The sequence below is a fragment of the Halorubrum xinjiangense genome (genome assembly GCF_900102375.1).
Classification (GTDB): domain Archaea; phylum Halobacteriota; class Halobacteria; order Halobacteriales; family Haloferacaceae; genus Halorubrum; species Halorubrum xinjiangense.
Genome location: NZ_FNBO01000001.1, coordinates 494,003 through 519,565, shown reverse-complemented (window position 1 = coordinate 519,565; position 25,563 = coordinate 494,003). Strand labels below are relative to the sequence as shown.

Below are 25,563 nucleotides of genomic sequence, written 5' to 3'. Positions count from 1 at the left end.
CCGTTCTATCCTTGTCCACAAAACAATCGTTCTTCCGCAGGCCCGATCGTCGCCTCACTGTCCCCGATCACCACCCCGAGCGCCTACTCCTCGTCGCGCTCGACGACGACCGTGCGCCCGGTCAGCGTCTCGGGCGTGAAGCGGTAGAGACTGATGTCGAGGTCCGGCTTGTCGTCCGCCCAGATCTCGAACAGGGGGCGCCGCGCTTCGCCGTACTGCGCGATCGTCTTCGGGGTGAGCTCATCGAGGTCGACCCGTTCGAGGGTGCCGACGCCGACGACGCTCGCGTACTCGTCGTTTTCGTCCTCGTAGACGACCACGCGAGCCCGCGGCGTCGACGCGAGGAACTCGCGCTTCTCGCTGTCGGGCGTCGACACCAGCCGGAGGTACAACGCGCGCTCGTCGGCGTCGTACCCGTAGGAGATCGGGATGGCGTACGGCGCGTCGTCGCGCGCGAGCGCGAGCACTCCCGTCTCGTGACGGGACAGGTGCGCGTCGACCTCGGCCTCCGACATCTCGACCTCGCTGTTCGTCGGCATACCCGAATTTCTTCGCACGGCGGCTTAAAGGGCACGAGACGGCGCGGGGAGCGGGGGCGAACGGGGATCGACGACGACGCGGTGCGGGGCGGCGCGGGGACCGGGGGCAGTGTCGACGGTGCGACGGGCGGACCGCTGGCCGGTCGCGGCGCGGGCTCTCAGTGCATCGCCGGCGCCCCGTCGATGTCCTCCTCGGTGACCGGCGCCCCGCAGACGACGCAGCCTGTCTCGAGCAGCGTCGCCCGCATCGCGTCGTCCACCTCGATCGAGCGCCGACACTCCGGGCAGACGAAGGTGTGGGTGGATCGCCCCGTCATATCTGTGGGTACGACACCCACGCTCATCAAACGGGCCTCGGATTCTCGCGGCTTCGGAACGCGGTCAATCCAGCAGCGACCCGAACAGCTTCCGCTGGGCGGCCGCGACGTGCTCCGTGAACGTCGACCGGCCGATACCCAGCGACGCGGCGACCTCGCCGGCGTTCGCGCCCTTCGGGTGGTCGAAGTAGCCCGCCTCGTAGGCGGCCGTGAGCACCTCGCGCTGGCGCTCGGTCAGCTCGCTCCGGTCGACGGTCACGAGGTCCGACTCCGTCGGCGTCGTCGTCGACTGGAGCAGGCGTAACACCTCCATGTCCGGACACCCGTCGCGGAACGCCTCCAACACCGACCGCAGCGTCGGGAGGTCGCTCGCGTGGAAGGTGATCCGGAGCCGCCCGTCGCGGATCGTCGCCTCCGAGACGGGCGTTCCGTGGCGGTCGAGGACGGCGAACGGCGAGTCGGGGTCGACGGCTGCGTCGAACCGGTAGGCCGCCCGCCCGCCGTAGTCGAAGACGACCTCGACCCCCTCGGGGACCGAGAGGTCGGCGTCAGCGATGAACTCGACGACGACGCGCTCGCGGTTGTCCGCCGGCGTACAGCGCGCCACCTCGATGATCGGCGTCGCTCCGTCGACGACGCCGTCGAACGGGGACACCGTGGTCGGCAGCGAGACCTCCGCCCGAATTCCCGATCCCATCTCGTTCGTCCGTACCCGCCCCGAGCAAAAACGTTGGCGGGCGTGCTCTCGCGGTATAAAACCCCCCGCATATGGTGGGCCACCGTTCGGGATGGTGGAGGCGGTATCTACAGATATGAAACGCCCCCTGCGGACGACCGACGCGACGACGACGACCGAGGGAGACGCGGCGCTCGACGCCACGTTCGAGGCGCTCGCCGACGCCGACTGCCGGGCGATTCTCGCGGCGGCGGCGACGCCGAAGACGACGAGCGAGCTCGCCGAGGACTGCGACATCGCGCTTTCGACCGCCTACCGGAAGGTCGAGCTGCTGAGCGAGACGCCGCTGCTCGCCGAGGGGGTCCGGTTCGACCCGGACGGGGACCACGCCGCCGAGTACGTCCGCGATGCCGCCGACGCCGCAGTCGAACTCGGCGACGACGGCGTCTCGCTCACGGTCGACGACGGGGGGACCGATCCCCTGCGGGCCGCGCTTGACGCGCCCGGTGTCTCGGCCGACTGACGTTTTTCAGGGCCGATCCGGGCCGGAGGCCCCGCAAGCTTTCGAACCTGATAATCGAACGGTCAAGATTATACGCCCGTTTACGAAGGTTTTGCGTATGTCTCGCTCGCCGGAGCCAGATACCCTTATCGATCTCGCGCAAGACAAACTCGCGGTGATCGATGAGCGCGGACGGTTCCGGTATCTCAACGCGGCCGCTCGCAACCTCCTCGGGTTCGACCCCGACGAGCTCGTCGGCACGGACGCGTTCGACCTGATCCACCCCGACGACGTCGACCGGGTCCGGGCCGCGTTCGACGCGTCCGTTGCCGGCGACGCTCCTCCGGACGGCCCGCTGGAGTACCGGTATGCGACCGCTGACGGCGACTGGCTGTGGCTCCGCACGCGCGTGTACCCGCCGGCGGAGACCGGACTCGATGGCTACGCGCTGAGCTCTCGCGACGTCACGCTCGAGGTCGAGTCCCGCCGGCGACTGGAGACGATCGCCTCCACCTCGCCGGACGTGCTGTGGATGTTCACAGCCGACTGGAACGAACTGCTGTTCGTCAACGAAGCGGTGAAAGCCGTGTTCGGGATCGACCGCGAGGCGCTGCGCGAGCGGCCGCGGGCGTTCCTCGAGGTGATCCATCCGGATGACCGCTCTGCGGTCGAGGACGCGTTACAGCGGCTCTCGGCCGGCGAATCGACAAACCTCGACTACCGCATCGGGGTCTCTGACGAGGGGATGCGCTGGGTTCGGGTGCCCGCCCGTCCCGTTGTCGAAGACGGCGAGGTCGTCGCGATCACCGGCTTCGCTCGCGACGTCACCGACGAGTACCGGCGGAAGCGCCAGCTCACGGTGATGGACAACCTGCTGCGCCACACGATCCGCAACGACATGAACATCGTCGACGGTACCGCCGAGCGGATCGCGGCCCGCGCGGACGACGCGCTCCGGGCGCCGGACCCGTCGAGCGAGGGCGACGCCGCCGAACTCGCCGCCGATCTGATCGACCACGCGGAGACGATTCGACGCGTCGCCGACGACCTGCTGACCTCCGCCGAGAAACAGCGCGGCGTGATCGACCTGCTCCGTCGGAAGGAGCCGCCGAAGCCGCTCCGGGTCGCGTCGCTCGTCGGGACCGCGGTCGACAACGCGCTCGCCGACAGCGACGCGGGAGCCGCGGCGGTGTCTGTTCACTGCCCGGACGATCTGCGGGCGTTCACGCATCCCGAGCTGGACTACGCGATCGCGGAGCTGGTCGAGAACGCGATCGAACACGCCGAGGCGGCGCCGCGAGTCGAGGTCGAGGTCACCGCCCCGGCCGACCGCGTCGAGATCACGGTCCGCGACAACGCGCCGCCGATCCCCGCGGACGAGCGCGACCCGATCACCGACCGCTGGGAGATGGACGACCTGAAACACACCGGGGGGATGGGGCTGTGGCTCGTCTACTGGATCGCCGACCGCTCGGGCGGGGACCTCGCGTTCGACGCCGACGCCGACGGGAACGAGGTGACGATCAGCGTGCCGGACGCCGACTGCGACCCGACGCCTCCCTCGGGACGGTGGTCCCCACCGCAAGGGCTCGCCGGTAGGTCCGCCGCGGCCGAGCCGGACGGCGGATCGCCGGCCGACGTCGCCGACACCGGTCCGGATCGGGACGGCGAGGACGGCGGACCGCCGTGGGAATCGACGGACGGCTGACCGAAACCCGATCGATCGTTCACTGTTAACTCCGATTTCGAAGAACCTCCCACCGATCTTAAGCCGACGCTTCGCGTACTCCCGAGTTGATGGGTACGCTCAACGAGCTGTTCGACCCGGACCGGGTCGCCGTCGTCGGCGCGACCGCCCGCGAGGGCGCCGTCGGCCGCGCCGTCACGTCGAATCTCCTCGACGACTTCGACGGCGACACGGTCCCCGTCAACCCGAACTACGAGGCGGTGCTCGACACCCCCTGCGTCGACGACGTCGCCGACGCGGACGCCGACGTCGCCGTCGTCGTCGTCCCGCCCTCGATCGTGTTGGACGCCATCGAGGCGTGCGGCGAGGCCGGGGTCCGCAACGTCGTCGTGATCACCGCCGGGTTCGGCGAGACCGGAGAGGACGGAGCGGCGAGGGAGCGTCGCCTCGCGGAGCTAGCCGACGAGTACGACCTCAACCTCGTCGGCCCCAACAGCCTGGGGATCATGTCGACCCCCTCGGGGATGAACGCGACGTTCGGCCCCGAGAACGCCCTCCCCGGCGGGCTCTCCTTTATGAGCCAGTCCGGGGCGTTCGTCACCGCGGTCCTCGACTGGGCCAACGACAACGGGATCGGGTTCAAAGACGTCGTTTCGCTCGGCAACAAGGCCGTCTTAGACGAGACGGACTTCGTCGACCACTGGGGGGACGACGAGGAGACCGACGTGATAATCGGCTACCTCGAGGGGATCGAGGACGGTCGCGAGTTCATCGAGACCGCCCGAGAGACGACGCAGGACACCCCTATCGTCGCCGTGAAGTCCGGGCGGACGAGCGCGGGCGCGCAGGCCGCCTCCTCGCACACCGGCACGCTCGCCGGCTCCGACAAGGCGTACGAGGCCGGCCTCGACCAGGCGGGCGTCATCCGCGCAGAGTCGGTCGACGAGCTGTTCGACTCGGCGGGCATCCTCGGGAGCCAGCCGCTGCCCGACACCGACAGCGTCGCGATCGTCACGAACGCCGGCGGCCCGGGCGTGATGGCGACCGACGCGGTCGGCGACGCCGACCTCGACATGGCGTCGTTCACGAGCGAGACGAGCGACCGGCTCGCCGCGTCGATGCCTGAGGAGGCGAACATCCACAACCCGGTCGACGTGATCGGCGACGCCGACGTCGACCGGTTCCGCGAGGCCTTGGAGATCACCGTCGAAGACGACAACGTCGGTGCCGCCCTCGTGTTGGCCGCGCCGACGGCGACGATCGACTTCGGCGACCTCGCGGACGCGATCGAGGCGGTCAGCGAGGAGATGGACGCGCCCGTCGCCGCCTGCCTGATGGGCGGCGACCGGACCCGCGAGCCCAAACAGCAGCTCCAGGCGAAGGGGATCCCCTGTTACTTCGACCCCGCGCGCGCCATCGACAGCCTCGCGACGCTCGCGCGCTACCGCGACATCAAGGCGCGCGAGTACGCGCCTCCCATGGCGTTCGACGTCGACCGCGAGCGCGCCCGCGAGATCCTCTCGACGGTGCGCGACCGCGACGACAACCGCTTGGGTGTCGAGGCGATGGAACTGCTCGACGCGTACGGCATCCCCACGCCCGACGGCGAGATCGTCGACTCGCCCGACCGCGCCCGCGAGGTCGCCGAAGGCGTCGACGGCGACGTGGTGATGAAGATCGTCTCCCCGGATATCCTCCATAAATCCGACATCGGCGGCGTCGCCGTCGGGGTCGCCGACGACGACGTGGCCGACACCTACGAGGACCTCATCACCCGCGCGCGCAACTACCAGCCGGACGCGACCGTCCTCGGCGTACAGGTACAGGAGATGGTCGACTTAGACGACGGCGTCGAGACCATCGTCGGGATGAACCGCGACCCGCAGTTCGGGCCGCTGCTGATGTTCGGGCTCGGCGGCATCTTCGTGGAGGTGATGGAGGACACCACCTTCCGCGTCGCGCCCGTCTCCGAGCCCGAGGCCCGCGAGATGACCGAGGAGATCCAGTCGGCGCCCCTGCTCCGGGGCGCCCGCGGCCGCGACCCCGTCGACGTCGACGCCGTGATCGAGACGATCGGCCGGCTCTCGCAGCTGGTCACCGACTTCCCGGCCATCCTCGAACTCGACATCAACCCCCTCGTCGCATTGCCCGACGACGACGGCGGCACGAACGCCGCCGCCGTCGACGTGAGACTCACCGTCGACCCGGAGGCGCTCGACGCGCCGGAGTCCGACGCGGAGACCGACCCGAAACCGCTCGACGCGGAGGAACCCACCGATGACTGACACACCCACCACACTCGTCACCGCGACCGGAGACAGCGCCGGAAAGACAGCGATCACCGTCGCCTTAGCGCGACTCGCCGCCGACCGCGACAGCAGCGTCGGCTACATGAAACCGAAGGGCACCCGACTCCAGTCGAACGTCGGCAAGACGCTCGACCAGGACCCCATGCTCGCCCGCGAGGTGCTCGGCTTAGACGCGGAGATGCACCAGATGGAGCCCGTCGTCTACTCGCCGACGTTCGTGGAGGGCGCGATCCGCGGCACCGAGGACCCGGCCGCGCTCCGCGACCGGATCCGCGAGGAGTACGACGACATCGCCGAGGACCACGACCGGGTGTTTATCGAGGGGGGCGGCAGCTGGACCACCGGCGGCGTCGTCGACCTCACCGACGTCGACGTCGCGGAGCTGCTCGACGCGCGGGTCGTCCTCGTCGCCGAGTACGGCTCGCCGAACGACTTAGACGAGGTGTTGGCGGCCGCCGACGCGTTCGGCGACCGCCTCGCCGGCGTCGTGTTCAACAAGGTGTCCGACGACGCCTTCGAGTCGCTCGACCAGGACGGCATCCCGTTCCTGGAGTCGAAGGGGATCACCGTCTTCGGCGCGATCCCCCACGAGAAGGCGCTCGCGGGCGTCACGGTCGGCGAGCTCGCCGACGAGCTGGGCGCCGAGCTGCTCACCGACGCGCCCACCGACGCGTTTGTCGAGCGCTTCCTCGTCGGCGCGATGGGCGGGGACGAGGCGCTGCGCTACTTCCGACGCGCCCGCGACGCCGCCGTCATCACCGGCGGCGACCGCGCGGACGTCCAGACCGCGGCGCTCGAGGCCTCCGGCGTCGCCTGCCTCGTGCTCACCGGCGGCCACCGCCCCTCTGGCGCGGTGTTAGGCAAGGCCGCCGACGCCGGAAAGCCCGTCCTCGCCGTGAACACCGACACCGTCACCGCCATCGACCGCGCCGAGGAGGTCGTCCGCGGCGGGCGCACGCGCGACGTGCGGACGGTCGACCGGATGGCCGAGCTGCTCGGCGACCACGTCGACGTCGACGCGCTGGTCTGAGGGGGATCTCTCCCCCTCCGGTTCGCTCCCGGTCCGCGGTCGTGTTCGCCCGCGATCCGTGATCGTCTGACGTACTGTTTTCACGGTGGACGACGTACCCCGCCCATGACCAGTCTCTCGGAGGCGTACGGCGGACGGGGGCGCTCCGGGGTCGACCCGCGTCGGCTGTACCTCGGTGTGGGGTCGTTCGTCGCGGGCGCGCTGCTCGTCGTCGCGGGGATACTCGTGGCGGCCGAGGTGGTGCTGCCGTCGGGGTTCACCTCGGGCACGGCCCGGGAAGTCGGCGGAATCGTCGGCGGCGTCGGCGTCCCGCTCGTGTTGCTCGGCGTGATGGCCGTCCTCCCCGCCGAGCGCAACACCTACGTCGCGGCGGTCGTCGGCGCGGCCGTCATGTGCCTCGGCGTGGCTCTGTTCGCGCACGCGTATCCCCAGCAGTGGGTGGGCGGGCCGCGTCCGGAGCTGACCGACCTCACCCTCCCGACCGCCGGGGTCTACTTCCTCGGCGCCGCGACGACGCTGTGGAGCGTGTTCGTCGGCGTCGCCAACTTCAAGACCCGAAACGACCCCGGCGGCACCGTCTCGATGGAGGTGACCCACAAGGGGGAGACGAGAGTCGTCGAGGTCCCCCGCGACCAGCTGAGCGGGCGCGGTGGCATCGGCCTCCTCGGCGGGACGCCCGACGGCGAGGTCGAGACGCAGACGAACCGCCCCGACGACGGTGCTGCCGGCTCCGCGACGCGGGGCGGTTCTTCCGCGTCCGCGTCGGGCGGCCGGGCAAACGCGTCGTCGGGATCCGGCGCGGGAGCCTCCGGTGCGGGCGGTCCGGCTACCGGCGCGGAAGCCTCTGGTGCGGGCGGTCCGGCTACCGGCGCGGAAGCCTCTGGTGCGGGCAGTCCGGCTACCGGCGCGGGTGGTCCGGCCACCGGCTCGGGCGGGCAGTCGAGCGTCCCCGGCGGCCGCTCCGGCCCCGGCTCGGCGGGCGTGAGCGACGGCGGCAGCGCCGAGAGCGACATCACCTCGCCGCTCGACGACGCGGGGCCGGCGGGCGGTCCGTCGTCGCCGGCGACGCCGGAGCCGACGCCGTCGCCCGGCTCTCCCGCCGCGCGTGACGGCCCCGGCGACACCTACTGCGGCAACTGTGCGAAGTTCGACTACGTCCGGACGGACGACGGGATGCGCCCCTACTGTGCCCACTACGACGAGCTGATGGACGACATGGAGGCGTGCGACTCTTGGACGCCCCGGTAGCGACCCTCCCCGACCGCCAACTCTCGTCGTTCTCAGACGGGCTCCGTCGACGGGAGCTGCGACTCCGCGACGGCGAACGTGAGCGTGCTCAACACGCCGATGAGCGTCCCGGCCGCGAGCGCCATCGCCAGCTCCGAGAGCCCGAGCGCCGTCACGCCCGGCGCGTCCGGGAGGAAGAACCCGGAGACCGCGAATAACACGACGGCGATGGCGGCCACGTAGAACGGGGCGTTGAGGTAGCGCCACCGGAACCGGCCGGCGAGGTACTCGTCGGTGATCTGCCCGAGGCTGGAGGTGACGCCCGCGACGCCGAGCCACTGGACGAAGCCGTGGACGAACGCGGCGACCGCGGTGCCGGCGGCGAGCGGGCTCCCCTGTGCGCTCCGGACGACGTCGACGGTGTCGATCCCCTGAACGCCCCCCACGACGACTAAGGCGAGCGCGACGACGTAGGTGACGAGCGTCACGCGGCCGGTGTAGAGGACGTTACGGACGGTTTCGGCGGTCCCGTCGACGGTGTCTTCGAGCCCCAGCCCGCGGAACAGCGAGTAGAGGCCGACCGCGCCCGAGAGGATTCCTAGCACGGCCGCGCCGGCGACGTCGAAGAGGTTCGCGACGACGACGAGCGGGTAGATGAGGAGGACCACGCCGAGCGGGATTAAGATTGTGCCGCGGGTCTCCGGGTCGGCGAGGACCTGCTTGATCGTGTAGTAGAGCGATTCGAGGTCCTGCGCCTGCCGGACGACGACCCGGCGCATCCCGTCGATCGGCATCCGGGACCGGATCACGGGGAGGACGGACTCGTCTTGGGCGCCGTCGGTGATCACGACCGCCGAGATCTCCTCGCCGGTCGACAGCTCGGCGAGCACGCGGTCGACCTCCTGACCGACCGCGCGGTTCGCCTTCACGTCGGGGCCGTCGACGCCGGTGACGGCCGCGACCTCGACGGCCTCGCCCTCGGCGGCCAGTTCGTCGTGGACGTTGACGCCCTGGAAGAGGACGTTGACGTCCGAGTCCTCCGGGTCGGCGGTCGCGAGCGCGACCGCGGCCTCGGTGACGTCGTCGGCGCCGATGACCGGGGTGGGGATCCCGGTCTTGCGGCCGAGGTCGTCGTCGAGGTCGACACAGAGGACGAGCAGCATCGTACGCGGCTACGCGAGGGGGCGACATATGTTTTCGGCTCGACTCGCGGTCGGGGAACCCGTCGACTGCGTCGGCGCAGGCGGTCGCGTTGGTGCGCGCGCCCGCGTCGTCGACCGCCGTCAGCTCTCCTCGTTCGGCTCGTGTTCGAGCCCGTTCATCATCGAGCGGACGTTCTCGCCGTCGCCGAGCGGCGCGGGGTACGCCGCCAGGGGGAGGACGTAGTCCTCGCCGGCCTCGACCGTGTCCCCGACGTGGAACTCGAGCTCGACGCTCACGCCGGTCCCCTCGATCTCGCCGTCGGCCGAATACACGACCACCTCGGCGTCGGTGCCGAGGACCTCCGTGGTGTACTCCGAGCCGCGTTCGAGGTTGCTGACGCCCTCGTAGCGGTCCGCGATCAGGGCGGCGCGCTCGTCCGGGCCGAGCTCGGCAATCGGGTTGAACGCCCGCCCGAGCACCTCGACGCGCGGCGTCGCCACCGCGGCGAAGACGGCCGCCTGGTAGCGCTCGCCGAACAGCTCGACCGCCTTGTCGTACTCGGCGACGGTGTTGGTCACACGAACCTCCCGGGTCTGTCCGCCGACATCGAACTCCCGGCTGAGGGTCTCGTCGGAGATCTCGTTGCGCTCGTACCCCGTCTCGGAGAGCGTCTCGTCGGCGACGGTCGCGGTGCCGGCGCTGAACTCCGCGGGGCCGCCGGTGGCGACGTCGAGCGCGGTACAGCCGGCGAGCCCCGCGAGTCCGACGGCGCCTGCGAGCCCGAGCGCGCCCCGACGGGTTGTCGCGTCGGTCGTCGAGCGGTTCTCGTCGCCGGAGTCGAGGGTCTCACCGGGTTTCATGGCTTCCTCTCGCGGCGGCGCGGGTACATACTTTGTGTTCGGTCACCCCTTCTTCGGCGTCGAAGCGGGATCGACCGCCGAATCCGCGGGCGTGCCAACGGCTCTCCCGGCAGCGCGCGGTTCGGACGCTTTTTGAGGCCGCGGCCGGTAGATGGTGGTAGATGATCTCCAAGGGCTGTGAACAGTGCGCCAAGGGCGGGAAGATGGTGCTTTTCGTCTACGGCTACTGCGACCAGCGGGACTGCTTCTACTGCCCCCTCGGAGAGAACCGGAAGAACGTCACCGACGTGTACGCCAACGAGCGGAAAGTCGAGTCCGACGAGGACGTCATCGAGGAGGCCAAGCGTATGAGCGCGCTCGGCACCTCCATCACCGGCGGCGAGCCGCAGGAGGCGATGGCGAAGACGACCCGGTATCTCGAACTGCTGAAAGACGAGTTCGGCGAGGACCACCACACCCACCTCTACACCGGGATCACGGGCGGTCGCGAGAACATGCGCCGCCTCTCGGAGGCCGGGCTCGACGAGATCCGCTTCCACCCACCCTTAGAGATGTGGGGCGACATGCACGGCACCGAGTGGGAAGACATCCTCCATATCGCCCGCGAGGAGGGGCTCACGCCCGCCTTCGAGATCCCGGGAATTCGCGCGGAGCCGGAGTTCCTGGAGTTCTTAGACGAGGGCGCGGCCGAGTTCTGTAACATCAACGAGTTCGAGATGTCCGACGGGAACTACCGCCGGATGCAAGAGGAGGGGTTCGAGCTCCAAGAGGGGCACATGTCTGCGGTCGAGGGGTCGAAAGACGACGCCATCCTCGAGGAGATGGCGAGCCACGAGAAGGTGTACTTCTGTACGTCGGTGTTCAAAGACGCCGCCCAACACCGCAACCGCCTGAAGCGAATGGCGAAGAACATCCGCCGCGAGTTCGACGAAGTGACCGACGACGGCACGCTCGTCTACGGGAAGGCGTTCGCTGACCCCGCGCGCTTCGAGGCGCTCGGCGTCCCCGAGGAGTTCTACACCGTCAAGTCGAACCACGTCGAGGTCGCGTGGTGGCTCCTCGAAGAGATGGTCGAGGACGGCGACTTAGCCGAGGGCGAGATCGTCGAGCAGTACCCGACTGCGGACGGCACGGTCGTTGAGCGCACGCCGGTCGCCTGAAGCGGACTCTCTCGGCCTTTTGCGTCGAGTTCTCTGTTTTGTCGTGTTTAGGACCTCCAGCGCGGAACCACCGGTTTGCTGTGCGGTCGGCGCGTGCCGGTGAGCGCCCGCAGGGCGCGAACCGCACGCGCGAGGGAGTCGGCCGACCGGAGCGGAGCGGAGGGAGGTCGACGAGGCTGGGGAGGTGTGAGGTGCGGTGCTGTGCGGTGCGGGGCGGGACTCAAAGGGGCAGCCGCGAGGCGGGCGCAGGTGACGCAAGGACCGCAGGGAGGGAGCGGTAGCGACCGACCGAGGACCGCAGCGAGCGTGCGCCCGCCTCGCGGCTGGGGCTTTGATGGTGTTAACGGTCGACCAGTCGCCAGCGCAGCCCCTCGCTGCCATCGCTCTCCAGTGTGTGTGGTGCCTCCTACTATCACAATTATAAGTGATAAACACGTACAGCCGCGCATGGCCTCTGAAGAACCCGTATTTACCGACGTGAGCATCGGGCAGACGGTGTACGACGAGAGCGGCGAGGAGCTCGGTACCGTCCGCGGGGTCGACGACGCGGGCTTTTACGTCTCTGCGCCGACCGGCACGGACCCGCTGGCGCTCACCGACGCCCGCGACGTGTTCGGCACCGCCTACGTGATGTGGCGCTGCTGGGAGTGCGGCGAGATGGGCGAGATCGGCTCGGAACTCCCCGAGAACTGCCCCAGCTGCGACGCGCCCCGCGAGGAGCTGTACTACTGGGCCGAAGACTGAGACGACGAGCGCGGAGACTCGGCTCGTCTTCCCGTCGTTCAGTTATAACTGGTTGACCAACTCGGCGCGGCGGACACCGCCGAAGTCCCAGCCGCTCGGTTATTCGTGGTCGACTGTGGATCGACGGCGAACACCACCGAAGCCCCAGCCGGGAGGCGGGCGCACGCTCGCTGCGCGCTTCAGTCGCTCGCGGTGCTCGCTCCTCCAGTGCTTGCGTCGCCTGCGCCCGCCTCCCGGCTGCCCCTTCGGGTCCCGCCCCGCACAGCACGGCGACCGCACCTCACGCCTCCCCAGCCTCGCGGTTCGCGCTCTCCGAGCGCTCACCGCGTCCCTCGCACGCGCTCCTCGCGCCCTGCGGGCGCTCGGAGGCGCGCGCCACCGCACGTCTCTTTATAAATAGACCCCAACCGCTTCCACAGTCGCTTATAAATGGGCGTCGCCGGCAGCCGGTTCAGTCGGCGTCCACGAAGTCCCCGAGGTTCGCCTGAAGCCCGGCCGCCATCGTCGATTTTCTGCGGAGGCGCCCGAGCGAGACGGGGAGGTGGTCGGCGACGCCCCGGACGGCCTCGCCGAACGTCTCCGCGGTCCCGCGCTCTCCCGCGAACGCGTTCCGGACGGCCTCGCGTACCTGCCAGACGCCGACCGGTCCCCAGTAATCGTCGGAGACGTGGCGCAACACGAGCGCCTTCGCCTGCCGCCCGCGGTCGTCGAGGTGTTCTAAGATGCCGAGCCGGGCCGCGTAGTAGGCGCCCGCCGTCTCCTCGACGTAGCCGGTTCGGCCCTCGCGCCCCTCGCTGGCGGCCGCGAGGTAGACGCCCGCGTCGGGGTCGGGATTCCAGATCGATCCGGGCGATTTCATCTCGACGAGCTCGTACTCCCACCGTCCCGGGACAAAGATCACCCAGAACGCGTTGCCGAGGTACTCGTTGCGGTGGACCTCGATCCGGTCGACCGTCGGGTTGTCGCGGATAGAGCCGCGGAGGAACTGCCCGACGGTGTCGTCGACGGCGGTGATCGACCAGCGCGTCGGGACGAGTCGGCGGTTCTCCCCCTGCCCGAGCGCGCCCGCCGAGAGGATCGTGTTGATCTCGTACACATCGAACCCGCGGCGGTAGAGGTACGTCATCGCCCCCTCCGCGCGCCAGTCGTCGTCTTCGAGCGTCTTCTTCACCGGCCGCGGGACGTGCGGGTTCTCGCCGAGATCGGCGGTCCGGGCCGCGGCGCGCGGCCCGGTCGGCGTCTTGATGTCCTCGGTGCCGACCTCGAAGTCGAGGTCCGGCCGGCCGTCGAGTCCGATCTCAACGTCGACCGGGCGGTCCGCGATGGCGACCTCGCGTTGAACGCCGAGCCAGCCGTCCCACGCGTCGTGAACGCTCTCGGCGGGGCCGCCCCCGCCACCGACCGATTTCACCCCGCCGGTCGCGCCCGCGTCCGCGACGTCGACCCCGCGCGTCGAGTTGAGCAGGCTGGTCCGGCGGTCGAACACGTCGGAGATGGAGACGCCCTCGTCGTACCACGCGGCGGAGGTCTCGAACGCCTCGGCCCGATCCTCGCGGCCGACCGGCGAGAGCAGCCCCGTCGAGACGTTCGGGTAGTCGGCGCGGCCGACGAAGATGGACGGGGAGACGCTGCCGACGACGGCGTCGTTGGAGACGTGCTCGTCGAAGCGCCGCTCGAAGGAGTCGAGGTGGTCGAGGATGCCGTAGTCCTTCTCCGCGGCGAGGCGCCGCCGCTCGGCGCGCTCGTTCGCCTCGAACTCGATGAACTCGTCGAGCCGCATTCGGATCGGCGTTGGCGGCGCACCGGCTTGAACGTTTCCGGCGCGGGCGGAACACGCAGCGCGAGAACGGGAGAAGGGCAGCGCGAGAACGGGAGAAACGAGAAACCGAGACGAGCCGGGCGCCGCCTAACTGTGGATCCCCATCGCTTCGATCTGCTCTTGGTACCGGTTGCGGATGGTGACCTCGGTGACCTGCGCGACGTCGGCGACCTCGCGCTGGGTCTTCTTCTCGTTACAGAGCAGCGAGGCCGCGTAGATGGCGGCGGCGGCGTAGCCGGTGGGCGACTTCCCGGAGAGCAGGCCCTGCTCGGCGGTCGTCTCGATGATCTCGTTGGCCTTCGACTGCACCTCCTCGGAGAGCTCCAACTCCGAAGAGAACCGCGGGACGTACTTCTTGGGGTCGACCGGCCGCATCTCTAAGCCGAGTTCCTGAGAGATGTAGCGGTACGTCCGGCCGATCTCCTTGCGGTCGACCCGCGAGACCTCGGAGATCTCCTCGAGGCTCCGCGGGATCCCTTCCTTTCGACAGGCCGCGTACAGGGCGGCGGTGGAGACGCCCTCGATCGAGCGCCCGCGGATCAGGTCCTCGTTCAAGGCCCGTCGGTAGATGACGGACGCCACTTCGCGGACCGAGCGCGGGACGCCGAGCGCGCTCGCCATGCGGTCGATCTCCGAGAGCGCGAATTGGAGATTGCGCTCGCCGGCGTCCTTCGTCCGGATTCGCTCCTGCCACTTCCGGAGGCGGTGCATCTGTGACCGCTTCTTCGAGGAGATGGAGCGCCCGTAGGCGTCTTTGTCCTTCCAGTCGATCGTCGTCGTCAGCCCCTTGTCGTGCATCGTCTTCGTCGTCGGGGCGCCAACGCGCGACTTCGACTGCCGCTCCGAGTGGTTGAACGCGCGCCACTCCGGGCCGGGATCGATCTGCTCGTCTTCGATGATCATCCCCGTCTCCTCGTGTATCAGCTCCCCGTCGGCCGTCCGGGTGAGATCCTCCGGATCGAAGTCCTCGGGGTCCAGTTCGTCGACGTCCTCGACGTCGATCTCGTCTTCCTCGGCGTCCTCGTCCCCCACGCGCTGCCGGTCGTGATCCCGTTGCCGGGTGGGCCGTGTCATCGCATTTATATACTATCCAAACGGTTTAACTTAAAAGTTCGTTACCATGTGGGTCTATACCATGGATGGCGAGCCTCCAGTCGGTCTCGTGCGGACAGCGGACGGACAGCCCTTTGTCCGCAGGGCGCGGAGTTCGCACGAATGCCGACGATCGACTGCGACCCGGCCGTCGCGCGCGAGCGACTCGCGGGCGAGGACGTTCGGATCGACGAGGGGAACACGCCCCACGAGCGGTGGCGCGCCGAGCGCGACGGGGCCGTCGCGGTCGCGTACGACGACAAGGTCGTCGTTCAGGGGAGCGACCCGACCCGACTGACCGCCCTGTTGCGCGACGGCGGCGGCCGCGCGCACGTCTACTTCGACGGCGCTTCCCGCGGGAACCCGGGCCCGGCCGCGGTCGGCTGGTGTCTGGTCACCTCCGACGGGGTCGTCGCCGAGGGCGGCGAGCGGATCGGCCGCGCGACGAACAACCAGGCCGAGTACGCCGCCCTGATCCGCGCGCTAGAGGGGGCCGACGAGTACGGCTTCGACGCGGTCGACGTTCGGGGGGACTCCCAACTCATCGTCAAGCAGGTCCGCGGCGAGTGGAACGCCAACGACCCGGAGCTCCGCGAGCGGCGCGTCCGCGTCCGGGAGCTGTTGGAGCGGTTCGACCGCTGGTCGATCGCCCACGTACCGCGAGAGATAAACGAGCGCGCCGACGATCTGGCGAACGAGGCACTCGATGACGCGAACTGACGACGACCCGCCGGAGTGGGCGAAAGAACGGGCACGCGAGATGATGGCGGCGGCGAACGACGCGGAGGCGGACGAGTCCGACGCCGAGGGCGCACCCGCCCCCGACGCTGACCGCGTCCCGGACGTGCCGGTCGAGGCGGTCGACGAGGCGGAGCGGCTCACCCGGCTCGCCCGCGAGGCCGAGTCCGCGGAGCCGACGCCGGAGATCGAGGAGGCGGCCGACCAGTACCGCGAGCGGCGCGACGCGCTCGCGGCCGAGTACGGCTACACCGCGCGCGTCCGCGACGAGGACGACGCGCTGGTGTTGTACCCAGACGAGTGGATGGCGGACGGAACCGTTCAGCTCGACAAGGTCGAAGACACCGACCGGGCGGTCGAGGTGTCGCTGTCCGGCCCGGGCGACGCCGACCGCTACCGGGAGGTGGCCGCGTACAACGAATCGGTCGCCGAGGCGGTCGACGAACGGGCAGCCGAGGTCCACGCGCGGACCGCGGAGACGTTCGCGGCGTTCATGAGCAACCACTACGTCCGCCCGGTCGACGACGCCACGCCGGCGATGCGCGCCGAGTTCCGCGAGGAGTACCTGGTCCGGAACGGGTGGCCGACCGACGAGCAGCTCGACGCCGTCGACGAGTCGCTGTCCGTGATCGAGTCCGTCGCCGCCGAGGTCGACGACCCCGCGGACGCCGACGCGGACGACCGCGACGCTCCCAGCGATTCGGCGTAGGCTGCGCTCAGCGGAGAGAAAACGCGGCTTTCGCCGCGCCGTGTGCCAGAATTTTTCGGTTGCGTTCGGTGCTGTCGGTGCTCGGGTACTGCGGACTCGTTACTCGAGCAGCGCGCGGACCTCGTCCGCGCGCGTCTCGTCCGTGACGAACCGGTCGAGGACCCACTCGATCTGGCCGAGGACGACGTCGTGGCCCTCGTCGGTGAGCTCGTACTGGTTCGTCCGCTTGTCGAGTTCGCTCTTCTCGACGAGCCCGTGGTCGACGAGGTCGTCGAGATTGGGGTAGAGCCGGCCGTGGTTCACTTCGGAGCCGTAGTACGCCTCCAACTCCCGCTTGATGGCGAGGCCGTACATCGGCTCCTCGGCGAGGATGGAGAGGATGTTCTGTTGGAACGCCGTTAGGTCGCTCGCGGCCGTCGACTCATCAGTGACTGTTTGTGCCTCTGACATGCCTGACATGAGGGGACCCGAACTTATAATCTTTCTCAACATTCACGATCGTAGCGATGCGTAACCCCGGACATTTGTCCGGATCTCTCGGTATCGACGGTCTCTCGGCGGACGCTCTTGGTATCCGGCGGTGAAGCGCGTTCGACTGATCGATTCCGTTCTCCGCAGGTGGACCGAGGAATCGTCGGTCGCGCTCCGATTACGGCTCGCGATCGAAACCGAGCGATCGGGGGTTCGACCCGTTTCGTCTCCGTTTCGTCGGCTCTCTGCGGTTCAGTGATGTCGGCTCTCTGCGGTTCAGTGTCATCGCCTCTCTGCGGTTCAGCGACGTCGACTTCTCGTCGTTGTGGCGACGACGAGGACGGGTCGCCACGCGATCCCGAAAGGACTTTGCCCGACTTCCACCCATCATCGGGCACATGGTCAACCTCTGGGAAGATCTCGAGACGGGACCGAACGCGCCGGACGAGATCTACGCCGTCGTCGAGTGTCTCAAAGGCGAACGGAACAAGTACGAGTACGACAAGGACATCCCCGGCGTCGTCTTAGACCGCGTGCTTCACTCGAACGTCCACTACCCGTACGACTACGGCTTCATCCCGCAGTCGTACTACGACGACGAGGACCCCTTCGACGTGATGGTGCTCGTCGAGGACCAGACGTTCCCCGGCTGCGTCGTCGAGGCCCGCCCCGTCGCGCTGATGAAGATGGACGACGACGGCGAGCAGGACGACAAGGTGATCGCGGTGCCGACCGAGGACCCGCGGTTCGACCACATCGAGGACCTCGAAGACATCCCGCAGCAGACCCTCGACGAGATCGACGAGTTCTTTTCGACCTACAAGAACCTCGAGGCCGGCAAGGAGGTCGAAACGCTGGGCTGGGAGGACAAACAGGCCGCCAAGGACGCGATCGAACACGCGCAGGACCTGTACGACGAACAGGTCGCCTAACCGCCAAATAACCGAGGCGCATCCGCCGCCCGCAGCCGGATGCGTTATGCCTATGGGTAATTTTTAGGGCGTGAGTCGCGTATCGTCACGTAGAGCCATGAGCGCCACCACGCCCTCCGTCGGCATCGACCACCCGACGGTCGTTCCCGCGAACTTCGACCCGGACGACGCGACGACCGAGACGGCCGCCGACGAGGCAGCTGACGAGGCCGACGCGACGGACGACGCGTAGGAGGCGGTCCCTTCTCAGACCCGCTCGACGACCGAGGAGAGTCGCGTCGCGTCGTCCCGCAGCGACGCGAACGCGTCGTCGGCCCACTCGACGACCGCCTCCTCGCTCGATTCGAGCACGCACCGCGGGTTGTTTCGCTCGTCGTACGCGGTCACGCACGCGACGTCGCCACAGCGGAAGAGGCCGTACTCGATCGGCTCGGCGCTGACGTACACCTCGGCGTCGTCGTCGTCGAGCGCGCGGTCCGTCGCCGGCTCGAACTCCGCGACCGACGCGTCGGCCACGTCGCGGTCGATGATCAGCTCCACGCTCGCGCCGTCGTCAAGCGCCGCGGCCGCCGCGTCGTTGAACTGCTGGAGGACGACGGGGGAGACGGCGCGGATATCGCCGCCGCGGCTTTCCCGCAGGAGTTCTGTGAGCCGATCGACGACGGCGAGTGGGTTCTGGTCGGACGCGACCGTGAGATCGCTGTCCGGGATCCCCTCCGCGGGGAAGTCGACGCCCACGCGCTCGACGGTCTCGGCGAACCGCCCGTAGCGCTCGGCACGGTCGACCTCAGTGAGGAGCGTCTCGTACGCGTCGTGGACGCGCTCCCCGGTCGGCGTCACGCGGTAGTCGCCGTCGCGTTTCACGACCCAGTCCCGCTCGCGGAACCCCCCGAGGATCCGCTGGACCGTCGTTCGGGTGGCGTCGACCGCGTCGGTCAACGCCGCGGGGCGCTGCGGCTCCTCGCGCAGCGCCCGGAGTATCGCGACCCGAACGGGCGAGCCGGCGAGGTACTGTGCGCCGTCGTGTCCCTCCTCCGCCGTCATCGTGTGATCCGCGTGTACGGGTACCGCCGTGTTAACCGTACCGCGTCTCGGGGGTGGTCCCTCGATCGCCCCGTCCCGCTCCTCGACGGCGTCAGTCCCGGTAGCGGAACGACACGACGGTGCCGACGGTGTCCTCGCCGGCGATGCGCTCCGTGGTCACCGTCACGGCGGCGAGCGCGTCCGCGCCGAGCGCCTCCTCGATCACGGCCCGCAGCGCGTCGGGGTCGGCGCCCTCCTGTCTCACCGGCACGCGCACCTGTCGGCGGTTGACCGCGACGTCGCCGAGGTCGTACTCGGTGTGCTCGAACGCCTCTCGGATTGCCGCCTCGATGTCGGTCATAGCGGGTCACATTCCGCGCCCGGCGGTGAAAAAACGCGGTCCTCGGTCAGTGTCGCGAGCGCGATCGGGCGTAGTCGTCTACAATCGCGCTAAACGGCTGATTCCTCGACTCTCAACGGCCACATCCATTTAATACAGTTTAAATATATTTCAAATATCTCTATCGTTCAACCGCAGAACAATCTTAATATTTATTTATCCTGATACTTTCCGAATATGCACGAAAGTGTGGCAGATTACGTGGCAGAGCACCCGAAGATGGCCGGCGTCCTGTTCAGCGCGTTGCTGCTACTGACGCAGGCATCATCTGCGGCAGCGAATATCGCTACCACGAATCCCGGTCCTTAATCAATAACAACTTCGTCACTCCAGCTCAGTCCGTCGTTGATAAAAACAGGTACTGTCTCTAAATTGAGCAGATCCATCAGTTCATGCTGACAAATCTCTTGGATATTTATGACAGTTGGGATATAGTGGTTGTCCGTTGAATCTGAGAGATTTATCCCAGTTAATGATCCTATCCCATACGGTCCATTAGGAAGCATTCTCGCATCCAGATCCCACGAATCCGTAGATGGTTCTGAGAGATCAAGCACAGAAACGGAGCCGCTCCGGCTCTGGCAAACGGTTGTTCCCCCGTCGCCCACGACGATGTACTGGTGTCCCGTAATTAACTCCCGCTTCGCCACGTGAAGCGCGGTCCGGAGGTTGAACCCGCTGTTCATCAGGCGGGCGATGATCCGGCCGAGCGTCGTCGCGGGCGAGTTCGCCACGTCGGAGAGGGTGACGATGCCGCCGCGCGAGCCGCGGTGGACCAGGGCCTCGCCCTGCTGGTAGGACTGGCAGGCGTTGAGCAGGAAGGCGCTGACGCCGATCTCGAGGTCCTCGTCGGTCAAATCGAGGTAGCTGTCCGCGCACTGCATCCCGCGGTCGTCGACGTGGCCGATGTAGTGGAGGAAGTCGACGTCGGACTCGAGGGTCTCGCGCATCTCCTCGCGGGTGAGGTCGTGGCGCACCTCGATGTCGAACTGGACCATGTCGCGGAGCCCGTACAGGTCGGCGACGTTCCCCTCCTCGCGCATCTGGTCGTCGTTACAGACCACGAGGACGGAGATCCGCGACTGCTCGACCTGCCCGGCTTCGAGCCGGCGGTGGTACGCGTCGAGCGTCGCCTTGTTCGCGTCGAGCGGGACGCCGTCGCCGACCCACGCGTGCTCGACGGTGTCGACCGGCTCCGGGCGGACGAAGTCGGTCTGCGCTGGGACGGCGCCGCGGTCCGTGGAGGCGTCCGCGCCGCGGGTGGCTCTCGGGCTCGTGACGCCTGCGCTCGCGCCGCGCACGAACTCGCCGCCGCCGAGGGCACCGCCGCTGTCGGGGTCGACGGCGCCGTCGGAGGCGACGCCGCCGACCGGGATCTCCCGCCTCGTGGCCGCCGACGGGTTCCGGTCCGCACCGCCAAGGAAGCCGACGCCGACGCCCCCGTCTTCGTCTACCGGCGTGACGGTCTCCGGCGAGCGAACGATCGAGAGCTCGCCGGCGACGAACGGGAGCATCTCCACGTTCTCGGGGTCGGGCCGGACGTCCGTCGTCAGCGTCCACTGCGGCAGCTCCGGCTCGACGTCCGCGAACGGGACCTCGAGGTACTCGCCGAGCCGCTCCGCGAGCGGGAGGTCGTACAGCCGCCCCCAGTCGAGGCCGAGGTCGGTGGTTTCGCGCTCGTGGAGGTCGACCGGGTAGAAGCCCTCCGTGCGGGCGAGACAGTCCATGTGGAACGACTGCCTGAGCACCCGCGCGGTCCGCGCCTCGAACCCGGGCTCAAGGGGGTAAGACCACCCGTCACCCTCGATCCGCGGCTCGTCGCCCGGGACGACGTCGGCCGCGAAGTAGTACGCCAGCGAGACGACGGGGTAGAGGTAGCGGTACTCCGGGGGAACGACGATCCGGACGCCGCTGTCGACCGGCTCGACCCGCTCCGGAACGCGGAACTCTTCGCCGGGCTCGATCAGCGGCGGGTGGCCCCGCAGGGTGGGGAACGACCGCTCCGGGCTGGTCGTCTGGAGCGCGGAGCCGAGCAGCGAGACGGCGTCCATCAGGGACTCCGGGTCCGTGGGGGTGGTGATCGTCCCTGCGGGCGTCTGGTGGAGCGATCGGAAGCCGAGCCCGACGATGCCCGGCGTGTCGAGGTCGATCCGGGTCGTCCGGTCGGTCGTGGAGACGGAGAAGCCGGCGTCGAACGTGAGGTACAGCTTCGTCGGCGCCGGGTTGATCCCGACGTGGTACGTCCCGTCCGGCATCGTGTAACAGTCCCCGTGGGTCAGGAGCGTCCCGTCGCCGGCGCGCGTCTCGACGACCGCGACGCGCGGGATCTCGATCGCCCCCGTCTCGACCGCGACGCTGGCGTCGACCGGGAAGTAGTGGTCCGACTCGGGACGCGGCCGCGGGTCGACGGGCCGGTCGGTGTACACCTCGAACTGGGTGTTCTCGATGTGGTCCGTGACGGTGATCCCGTCGGCCTCGCGCAGCGGGTCGATGTCGATGCTCATGGGGACTCGCCGCGGCGGTCGTCGGGGCGGACGGGAACCGACGCCGCGGGGGGTAGTACCGTCCGATTGGACGATAGCGGCGATAAAACTTGCGTCGGTCGGATCGCCGCGGACCGAACGGATAAAGTCCCGGCCGCCCCACCTCCGCATAATGATAACGCTGGGAACGGCCCGCGCCTCCCCGGGCGAGACGGACACGGGCCGTCTCGAGGCGGGGGAGATGCGGGACGGGAGCCCCGTCCGGCTGCCGGTCGCCGTCGTCAACGGCGCGGCCGACGGGCCGACGCTGTACGTACAGGCGGTGAGCGACGGTGACGAGCTGAACGGGCTGGGCGTCGTCAGCCGCGTCGTTCCGCGGCTCGACCCGGCCGAGCTGTCCGGGTCGGTCCTCGTCGTCGGCATCGTGAACCACTTCGCGTTCCAGGCCGCGGAACACCGGAACCCGGTCGACGACCGCAAGATGAACCGCGGCTACCCGGGCGACGCCGACGGGACGACGAGCGAGCGGATCGCCCACGAGACGTTCCAGGCCGCCAAGCGCGCCGACTACATCCTCGACCTCCACCAGGGGTCGACGAGCCGGATGATAAACGAGACGCGCGTGCGCTGCGGCGTCCGCCACCGCCTCCACGGGGAGTGCTTGGAGCTCGCGAAGGCGTTCGGCTGCGGTCACGTCCTCGACATCAAGGGCCCCGACGGCCAGCTCGCCCGGGCTGGCCCGGAACACGGCATCCCCACGGTCGACCCCGAGCTCGGCGGCTGCGTCGGCTGGGACGAGGAGTCGATCCGCTACGGCGTCGAGGGTGTGTTCAACGTGCTCCGTCACTACGGGTTCCTCGACGGCGACGCGCCCCTCGAATCGCAGACCCGCGCCCGCGGCTTCGACCAGTACGGGTCGCCCGCCGGCGGACTGGTCCGCTTCGAGCGCGAACTCGGCGAGCGCGTCGCGGCCGGCGACGTCCTCTTCGAGGTGACCGACACCTTCGGCGCCCTGGAGGGCCGCGTGACCGCCGACGCCGACGGGATCTTCTGGCGGACGCGCCGGCTCCCGCAGGTGGCGGCCGGCGAGTACGTCTGCTCGATCGGCACCAACGTCGACGAGTACTGATGGGGGACTCCGACGGTTCGGGGTCGGCGACGACCGGTCCCCGCCGGCTCCGCTGTTCCGAGTGCGGTGAGACGTACCGCGACCGCTGGGGGTGTCGGTGCGGCGCTCCGCTCGACTTCGCCGACCCGCCGACGCCAACGGGCCCGGCGCCCGACGCCGAGTCGTTCGACGCGCGCGACGGCCTGTGGGCGTTCGGCGACCTGCTCGCCGTCGGCGACGACCCCCGCGACCGCGTGACGCTCGGCGAGGGGTTGACCCCGCTCGTCGACGCCGACGAGGGGCGCGAACCGGCCGGAGACGCGGGGACCGACCTCCCCCCGTGGAACGCGTCGTTCAAGCTGGAGTACGTGTTCCCGACGGGATCGTTCAAGGACCGCGGCGCGACCGCGACGCTGACCCGGGCCCGCGAGCTGGGCGTCGAGCGCGTCGTCGAGGACTCTTCCGGCAACGCGGGCGCCGCGATCGCGACCTACGCCGCCCGCGCCGGGATCGGGGCCGAGATATACGTCCCCGCGGACGCCAAGGCGTCGAAGCTCCGCGCGATCCGCCGCGCCGGCGCCGAGCCGGTCCGGATCGAGGGGAGCCGAGGGGACGTGACGGACGCGTGCGTCGCGGCGCTCGGCGGTGAGGCGGATGGAAACTCTCAGACCGACGCCTGGTACGCCAGCCACGCCTGGAACCCGGCGTTCTTCGAGGGGACCGCCACGGTCGCGTACGAGACCGCGCTTCAGCGCGGCTGGGACGCCCCCGACGCCGTCGTGACGCCGCTCGGCCACGGGACGCTCTTCCTCGGCGCCTCCCGCGGGTTCCGGCGGCTCGAACGCGCCGGCTGGATCGACTCCGTCCCCCGGCTCTACGGCGCCCAGGCGGCCGGCGTCGCGCCGATCGTGCGCGCGCTTCACGGTCCGGAGGCGGCCGATCCGGAGGGGGCCCGCAACGACGCGGCCGACGGGATCCAGATCGCTGACCCGGTCCGCGACCGCGAGATCCGCGAGGCGATCGACGCGACCGGCGGCGACGCGCTCGCCGTCACCGAGGCGGCTGCGACGCGCGAGCTCGACCGGCTCCACGCCGCCGGCTTCTACACGGAGCCGACCTGCGCGGTCGCGCCCGCCGCGCTGCGGACCCTCCGCGAGCGGGGGGAGATCGGTCCGGACGAGGACGTCGTCGTGCCGCTCACCGGGAGCGGGTTAAAAGGCTGAACTGAGGAGCCGGCGACCGCGGGCGAGACGGACCCGTCCTCACCGTTACCCCTTTTCAGTCGGGGCGCGTCCGACCGCGTATGGAGGTGCTCGTCTACGGCGCCGGCGCGCTCGGGAGCCTCGTGGGCGGGCTGCTGGCGCGCGAGCACGACGTGACGCTCGTCGGGCGCGACCCGCACATGCGGACGATCCGCGAGGACGGGCTCCGGATCGACGGCGAGGTCGACGTCCGCGTCGCGCCGCGCGCGCTCACCGACGGGACGCACCGGACCGCCGACCTCGCGCTCGTCACGACCAAGGCGTACGACACCGACGCGGCCGCTCGGGCGCTCGCGACCGGCGAGTACGGGGCAGTCTGCTCGCTCCAGAACGGGCTCACGGAGGAGCGGCTGGTCGCCGCGCTCGACGCCACGGTCCTCGCCGGCACCGCGAGCTACGGCGCCCGGTTCGCCGAGCCGGGCCGCGTCACCTGTACCGGCGTCGGCGAGGTCGTCGTCGGGCCGCTCTCCGGCGGCGCGAGCCCAGCGGCGGCGCGGGCCGGCGCCGCCTTCGAGGCGGCGGGCGTCGAGACGGTGGTGGCCGCGGACATGCCGGCGCGCCGCTTCGAGAAGCTCGCGGTCAACGCCGGGATCAACGGCCCGTCGGCGCTCGCGCGGGCCGAGAACGGGCCGACGCTCGACGGGCCCGCGAGCGAGGCCGCCTGCGAGGCCGCCCGCGAGACGGCCCGCGTCGCCCGAGCGGTCGGCGTCGACCTCGCCGAGGACCGCGCGGTCGACGCCGTCGAGCGCGTCGCCGCCGCCACCGCCGCGAACCGGTCGTCCATGTACGAGGACGTCGCGAACGGGCGCCGCACCGAGGTCGATGCGGTCTACGGCGCGGTCGTCGACCGGGCGGACCGCCATGGGGTCTCGACGCCGACCTGTCGAACGATCGCGTCGCTGATCCGCGGCTGGGAGGCGGCGCGCGGGCTCCGGTGAGTGCGGCGCACAGGCTCCGGTGAACGGGGGAATGCGGCGGCGCTACGGCAGAAAAAAGGAGATCAGGATTGTCGGCGCTGGGCGCGGCTCAACACCACTCCTCGAGGACGGTCGCGTCGGTCTCGTCGACCGACACCCACGCGTCCTCCCGCGAGACGTCCGCGATGACGAGCTCCGGCCGCGACGACGAGGAGTCGATGGACGCCATCACGTCCGGCGCGTCGGCGGCGTCGAGCGCCGGGTTCGTCGGCAGCGCCGTCCGACGGCGGTCGGGGTCCGGCTCGTCCCAAGGAGTGGAACTCCGTGACATGGTTGTGAATAGTTCACAGTACGTATAAGAGTTGCGAACCGGATCGAAGTTTCCCGTCGGATCGGAGATCTCCGGGACTCGTCG

27 protein-coding genes are annotated in these 25,563 nt (G+C 69.6%); 15 read left to right on the top strand and 12 right to left on the bottom strand.

All coding sequences use genetic code 11. The features are described from left to right. Nucleotides 1-83 precede the first annotated feature (83 nt). From F3H13_RS02540 to F3H13_RS02535, 3 genes are all read right to left on the bottom strand, one after another. Nucleotides 84-539 carry a pyridoxamine 5'-phosphate oxidase family protein gene (locus F3H13_RS02540; RefSeq protein ID WP_149797476.1) on the bottom strand — a complete coding sequence of 152 codons (456 nt, stop codon included), beginning with the start codon at nt 537-539 and terminating at the stop codon, nt 84-86. 158 nt (nt 540-697) lie between these two features. Continuing rightward, nucleotides 698-856 carry a DUF7560 family zinc ribbon protein gene (locus tag F3H13_RS16070; RefSeq protein ID WP_188127977.1) on the bottom strand — a complete coding sequence of 53 codons (159 nt, stop codon included), beginning with the start codon at nt 854-856 and terminating at the stop codon, nt 698-700. Between the two features lie 64 nt (nt 857-920). Next, nucleotides 921-1,553 carry a helix-turn-helix domain-containing protein gene (locus F3H13_RS02535; RefSeq protein ID WP_149797475.1) on the bottom strand — a complete coding sequence of 211 codons (633 nt, stop codon included), beginning with the start codon at nt 1,551-1,553 and terminating at the stop codon, nt 921-923. 115 nt (nt 1,554-1,668) lie between these two features. Here F3H13_RS02535 and F3H13_RS02530 point away from each other — a divergent pair, with 115 nt between their 5' ends. The 5 genes from F3H13_RS02530 to F3H13_RS02510 all read left to right on the top strand — a co-directional run bounded on the left by F3H13_RS02530 (nt 1,669) and on the right by F3H13_RS02510 (nt 8,308). After that, the gene (locus F3H13_RS02530) at nt 1,669-2,055 is read left to right on the top strand and encodes a winged helix-turn-helix domain-containing protein (RefSeq protein WP_149797474.1); all 387 of its coding nucleotides are present in this window, start codon (nt 1,669-1,671) and stop codon (nt 2,053-2,055) included. A gap of 97 nt (nt 2,056-2,152) precedes the next feature. Continuing rightward, nucleotides 2,153-3,742 (top strand): PAS domain-containing protein, encoded by a 1,590-nt coding sequence (locus F3H13_RS02525; RefSeq protein WP_149797473.1) that lies wholly within the window; start codon nt 2,153-2,155, stop codon nt 3,740-3,742. Nucleotides 3,743-3,831: 89 nt separating this feature from the next. Then, complete coding sequence (locus F3H13_RS02520) at nt 3,832-6,006, top strand: acetate--CoA ligase family protein (RefSeq protein ID WP_149797472.1); 2,175 nt, start codon at nt 3,832-3,834, stop codon at nt 6,004-6,006. Further along, entirely contained in the window at nt 5,999-7,060 is a 1,062-nt protein-coding gene (locus F3H13_RS02515) for a phosphotransacetylase family protein (protein ID WP_149797471.1), read from the top strand. Before F3H13_RS02520 ends, F3H13_RS02515 begins: the two co-directional genes overlap by 8 nt. 105 nt (nt 7,061-7,165) lie before the next feature. Continuing rightward, on the top strand, nt 7,166-8,308 hold the full coding sequence (locus F3H13_RS02510; RefSeq protein WP_149797470.1) for a DUF7139 domain-containing protein: 1,143 nt from the start codon (nt 7,166-7,168) through the stop codon (nt 8,306-8,308). 32 nt (nt 8,309-8,340) lie between these two features. On the opposite strand, the gene F3H13_RS02505 is transcribed toward F3H13_RS02510, so the two are convergent. Together F3H13_RS02505 and F3H13_RS02500 are read right to left on the bottom strand one after the other, a co-directional pair. Next, entirely contained in the window at nt 8,341-9,450 is a 1,110-nt protein-coding gene (locus tag F3H13_RS02505; RefSeq protein ID WP_149797469.1) for a DUF373 family protein, read from the bottom strand. Between the two features lie 120 nt (nt 9,451-9,570). Continuing rightward, complete coding sequence (locus F3H13_RS02500) at nt 9,571-10,290, bottom strand: DUF6517 family protein (protein WP_149797468.1); 720 nt, start codon at nt 10,288-10,290, stop codon at nt 9,571-9,573. Nucleotides 10,291-10,451: 161 nt separating this feature from the next. Here F3H13_RS02500 and F3H13_RS02495 point away from each other — a divergent pair, with 161 nt between their 5' ends. Further along, the gene (locus F3H13_RS02495; protein WP_149797467.1) at nt 10,452-11,450 is read left to right on the top strand and encodes a radical SAM protein; all 999 of its coding nucleotides are present in this window, start codon (nt 10,452-10,454) and stop codon (nt 11,448-11,450) included. 447 nt (nt 11,451-11,897) lie between these two features. Beyond that, the gene (locus F3H13_RS02490; RefSeq protein ID WP_149797466.1) at nt 11,898-12,194 is read left to right on the top strand and encodes a DUF7130 family rubredoxin-like protein; all 297 of its coding nucleotides are present in this window, start codon (nt 11,898-11,900) and stop codon (nt 12,192-12,194) included. 451 nt (nt 12,195-12,645) lie between these two features. Here F3H13_RS02490 and F3H13_RS02485 read toward each other — a convergent pair whose 3' ends face one another. Continuing rightward, nucleotides 12,646-13,974 (bottom strand): Nre family DNA repair protein, encoded by a 1,329-nt coding sequence (locus tag F3H13_RS02485; protein ID WP_149797465.1) that lies wholly within the window; start codon nt 13,972-13,974, stop codon nt 12,646-12,648. A 126-nt stretch (nt 13,975-14,100) separates the two neighbouring features. Next, nucleotides 14,101-15,087 carry a transcription initiation factor IIB gene (locus F3H13_RS02480; protein ID WP_149797464.1) on the bottom strand — a complete coding sequence of 329 codons (987 nt, stop codon included), beginning with the start codon at nt 15,085-15,087 and terminating at the stop codon, nt 14,101-14,103. A gap of 141 nt (nt 15,088-15,228) precedes the next feature. On the opposite strand from F3H13_RS02480, the gene rnhA reads away from it, so the two are divergent. Next, nucleotides 15,229-15,825, top strand: a complete 597-nt coding sequence (gene rnhA, locus F3H13_RS02475) for a ribonuclease HI (protein ID WP_149797463.1) — start codon at nt 15,229-15,231, stop codon at nt 15,823-15,825. Then, nucleotides 15,812-16,552 carry a DUF7108 domain-containing protein gene (locus F3H13_RS02470; protein ID WP_149797462.1) on the top strand — a complete coding sequence of 247 codons (741 nt, stop codon included), beginning with the start codon at nt 15,812-15,814 and terminating at the stop codon, nt 16,550-16,552. The genes rnhA and F3H13_RS02470 overlap by 14 nt, the downstream gene beginning before the upstream one ends. A 99-nt stretch (nt 16,553-16,651) precedes the next feature. Here F3H13_RS02470 and F3H13_RS02465 read toward each other — a convergent pair whose 3' ends face one another. Beyond that, the gene (locus F3H13_RS02465) at nt 16,652-17,002 is read right to left on the bottom strand and encodes a PadR family transcriptional regulator (RefSeq protein WP_149797461.1); all 351 of its coding nucleotides are present in this window, start codon (nt 17,000-17,002) and stop codon (nt 16,652-16,654) included. Nucleotides 17,003-17,421: 419 nt separating this feature from the next. On the opposite strand from F3H13_RS02465, the gene F3H13_RS02460 reads away from it, so the two are divergent. Both F3H13_RS02460 and F3H13_RS16480 read left to right on the top strand, forming a co-directional pair. After that, a complete protein-coding gene (locus tag F3H13_RS02460) occupies nt 17,422-17,955 on the top strand; it encodes an inorganic diphosphatase (protein ID WP_149797460.1) in 534 nt (177 codons plus the stop codon). A gap of 97 nt (nt 17,956-18,052) precedes the next feature. Continuing rightward, nucleotides 18,053-18,187, top strand: a complete 135-nt coding sequence (locus tag F3H13_RS16480) for a hypothetical protein (protein ID WP_262488586.1) — start codon at nt 18,053-18,055, stop codon at nt 18,185-18,187. A gap of 14 nt (nt 18,188-18,201) precedes the next feature. Here F3H13_RS16480 and F3H13_RS02455 read toward each other — a convergent pair whose 3' ends face one another. Then, nucleotides 18,202-18,999, bottom strand: coding sequence for a helix-turn-helix transcriptional regulator (locus tag F3H13_RS02455; RefSeq protein ID WP_149797459.1), 798 nt, complete (start codon nt 18,997-18,999; stop codon nt 18,202-18,204). Nucleotides 19,000-19,090: 91 nt separating this feature from the next. Beyond that, entirely contained in the window at nt 19,091-19,339 is a 249-nt protein-coding gene (locus tag F3H13_RS02450) for a hypothetical protein (RefSeq protein ID WP_007345008.1), read from the bottom strand. Nucleotides 19,340-19,555: 216 nt separating this feature from the next. Between F3H13_RS02450 and F3H13_RS16680 the strand changes: the two genes are divergently transcribed. Then, complete coding sequence (locus F3H13_RS16680; protein WP_449405057.1) at nt 19,556-19,687, top strand: DUF7503 family protein; 132 nt, start codon at nt 19,556-19,558, stop codon at nt 19,685-19,687. Here the strand turns inward: F3H13_RS16680 and F3H13_RS02445 are convergent. Continuing rightward, entirely contained in the window at nt 19,684-21,882 is a 2,199-nt protein-coding gene (locus tag F3H13_RS02445) for a caspase family protein (RefSeq protein WP_149797458.1), read from the bottom strand. The two genes, F3H13_RS16680 and F3H13_RS02445, sit on opposite strands and share 4 nt — an antisense overlap. Nucleotides 21,883-22,033: 151 nt before the next feature. Between F3H13_RS02445 and F3H13_RS02440 the strand changes: the two genes are divergently transcribed. The 3 genes from F3H13_RS02440 (at nt 22,034) to F3H13_RS02430 (ending at nt 25,169) form a co-directional block, all read left to right on the top strand. Next, nucleotides 22,034-22,990 carry a succinylglutamate desuccinylase/aspartoacylase family protein gene (locus F3H13_RS02440; RefSeq protein WP_149797457.1) on the top strand — a complete coding sequence of 319 codons (957 nt, stop codon included), beginning with the start codon at nt 22,034-22,036 and terminating at the stop codon, nt 22,988-22,990. Continuing rightward, the gene (locus tag F3H13_RS02435; RefSeq protein ID WP_149797456.1) at nt 22,990-24,192 is read left to right on the top strand and encodes a pyridoxal-phosphate dependent enzyme; all 1,203 of its coding nucleotides are present in this window, start codon (nt 22,990-22,992) and stop codon (nt 24,190-24,192) included. Before F3H13_RS02440 ends, F3H13_RS02435 begins: the two co-directional genes overlap by 1 nt. Nucleotides 24,193-24,272: 80 nt before the next feature. Continuing rightward, nucleotides 24,273-25,169, top strand: coding sequence for a ketopantoate reductase family protein (locus tag F3H13_RS02430; RefSeq protein ID WP_149797455.1), 897 nt, complete (start codon nt 24,273-24,275; stop codon nt 25,167-25,169). Between the two features lie 88 nt (nt 25,170-25,257). Here the strand turns inward: F3H13_RS02430 and F3H13_RS02425 are convergent, their stop codons facing one another. Then, nucleotides 25,258-25,479 carry a DUF7556 family protein gene (locus F3H13_RS02425; protein ID WP_149797454.1) on the bottom strand — a complete coding sequence of 74 codons (222 nt, stop codon included), beginning with the start codon at nt 25,477-25,479 and terminating at the stop codon, nt 25,258-25,260. Nucleotides 25,480-25,563 lie beyond the last annotated feature (84 nt).

Bases quoted from the DNA above. Each gene is read 5' to 3' on its own strand.
- F3H13_RS02525 (WP_149797473.1), top strand. From the start codon at position 2,153: ATGTCTCGCTCGCCGGAGCCAGATACCCTTATCGATCTCGCGCAAGAC.
- F3H13_RS02470 (WP_149797462.1), top strand. From the start codon at position 15,812: ATGACGCGAACTGACGACGACCCGCCGGAGTGGGCGAAAGAACGGGCA.
- F3H13_RS02500 (WP_149797468.1), bottom strand. From the start codon at position 10,290: ATGAAACCCGGTGAGACCCTCGACTCCGGCGACGAGAACCGCTCGACG.
- F3H13_RS02430 (WP_149797455.1), top strand. From the start codon at position 24,273: ATGGAGGTGCTCGTCTACGGCGCCGGCGCGCTCGGGAGCCTCGTGGGC.
- F3H13_RS02485 (WP_149797465.1), bottom strand. From the start codon at position 13,974: ATGCGGCTCGACGAGTTCATCGAGTTCGAGGCGAACGAGCGCGCCGAG.
- F3H13_RS02425 (WP_149797454.1), bottom strand. From the start codon at position 25,479: ATGTCACGGAGTTCCACTCCTTGGGACGAGCCGGACCCCGACCGCCGT.
- F3H13_RS16480 (WP_262488586.1), top strand. From the start codon at position 18,053: ATGAGCGCCACCACGCCCTCCGTCGGCATCGACCACCCGACGGTCGTT.
- F3H13_RS02465 (WP_149797461.1), bottom strand. From the start codon at position 17,002: ATGTCAGAGGCACAAACAGTCACTGATGAGTCGACGGCCGCGAGCGAC.
- F3H13_RS02480 (WP_149797464.1), bottom strand. From the start codon at position 15,087: ATGACACGGCCCACCCGGCAACGGGATCACGACCGGCAGCGCGTGGGG.
- F3H13_RS02505 (WP_149797469.1), bottom strand. From the start codon at position 9,450: ATGCTGCTCGTCCTCTGTGTCGACCTCGACGACGACCTCGGCCGCAAG.
- F3H13_RS02530 (WP_149797474.1), top strand. From the start codon at position 1,669: ATGAAACGCCCCCTGCGGACGACCGACGCGACGACGACGACCGAGGGA.
- F3H13_RS02510 (WP_149797470.1), top strand. From the start codon at position 7,166: ATGACCAGTCTCTCGGAGGCGTACGGCGGACGGGGGCGCTCCGGGGTC.
- F3H13_RS02490 (WP_149797466.1), top strand. From the start codon at position 11,898: ATGGCCTCTGAAGAACCCGTATTTACCGACGTGAGCATCGGGCAGACG.
- F3H13_RS02515 (WP_149797471.1), top strand. From the start codon at position 5,999: ATGACTGACACACCCACCACACTCGTCACCGCGACCGGAGACAGCGCC.
- F3H13_RS02440 (WP_149797457.1), top strand. From the start codon at position 22,034: ATGATAACGCTGGGAACGGCCCGCGCCTCCCCGGGCGAGACGGACACG.
- F3H13_RS02460 (WP_149797460.1), top strand. From the start codon at position 17,422: ATGGTCAACCTCTGGGAAGATCTCGAGACGGGACCGAACGCGCCGGAC.
- F3H13_RS02535 (WP_149797475.1), bottom strand. From the start codon at position 1,553: ATGGGATCGGGAATTCGGGCGGAGGTCTCGCTGCCGACCACGGTGTCC.
- F3H13_RS02495 (WP_149797467.1), top strand. From the start codon at position 10,452: ATGATCTCCAAGGGCTGTGAACAGTGCGCCAAGGGCGGGAAGATGGTG.
- F3H13_RS02445 (WP_149797458.1), bottom strand. From the start codon at position 21,882: ATGAGCATCGACATCGACCCGCTGCGCGAGGCCGACGGGATCACCGTC.
- F3H13_RS02450 (WP_007345008.1), bottom strand. From the start codon at position 19,339: ATGACCGACATCGAGGCGGCAATCCGAGAGGCGTTCGAGCACACCGAG.
- F3H13_RS02540 (WP_149797476.1), bottom strand. From the start codon at position 539: ATGCCGACGAACAGCGAGGTCGAGATGTCGGAGGCCGAGGTCGACGCG.
- F3H13_RS02520 (WP_149797472.1), top strand. From the start codon at position 3,832: ATGGGTACGCTCAACGAGCTGTTCGACCCGGACCGGGTCGCCGTCGTC.
- F3H13_RS16680 (WP_449405057.1), top strand. From the start codon at position 19,556: ATGCACGAAAGTGTGGCAGATTACGTGGCAGAGCACCCGAAGATGGCC.
- F3H13_RS16070 (WP_188127977.1), bottom strand. From the start codon at position 856: ATGACGGGGCGATCCACCCACACCTTCGTCTGCCCGGAGTGTCGGCGC.
- F3H13_RS02435 (WP_149797456.1), top strand. From the start codon at position 22,990: ATGGGGGACTCCGACGGTTCGGGGTCGGCGACGACCGGTCCCCGCCGG.
- F3H13_RS02455 (WP_149797459.1), bottom strand. From the start codon at position 18,999: ATGACGGCGGAGGAGGGACACGACGGCGCACAGTACCTCGCCGGCTCG.
- rnhA (WP_149797463.1), top strand. From the start codon at position 15,229: ATGCCGACGATCGACTGCGACCCGGCCGTCGCGCGCGAGCGACTCGCG.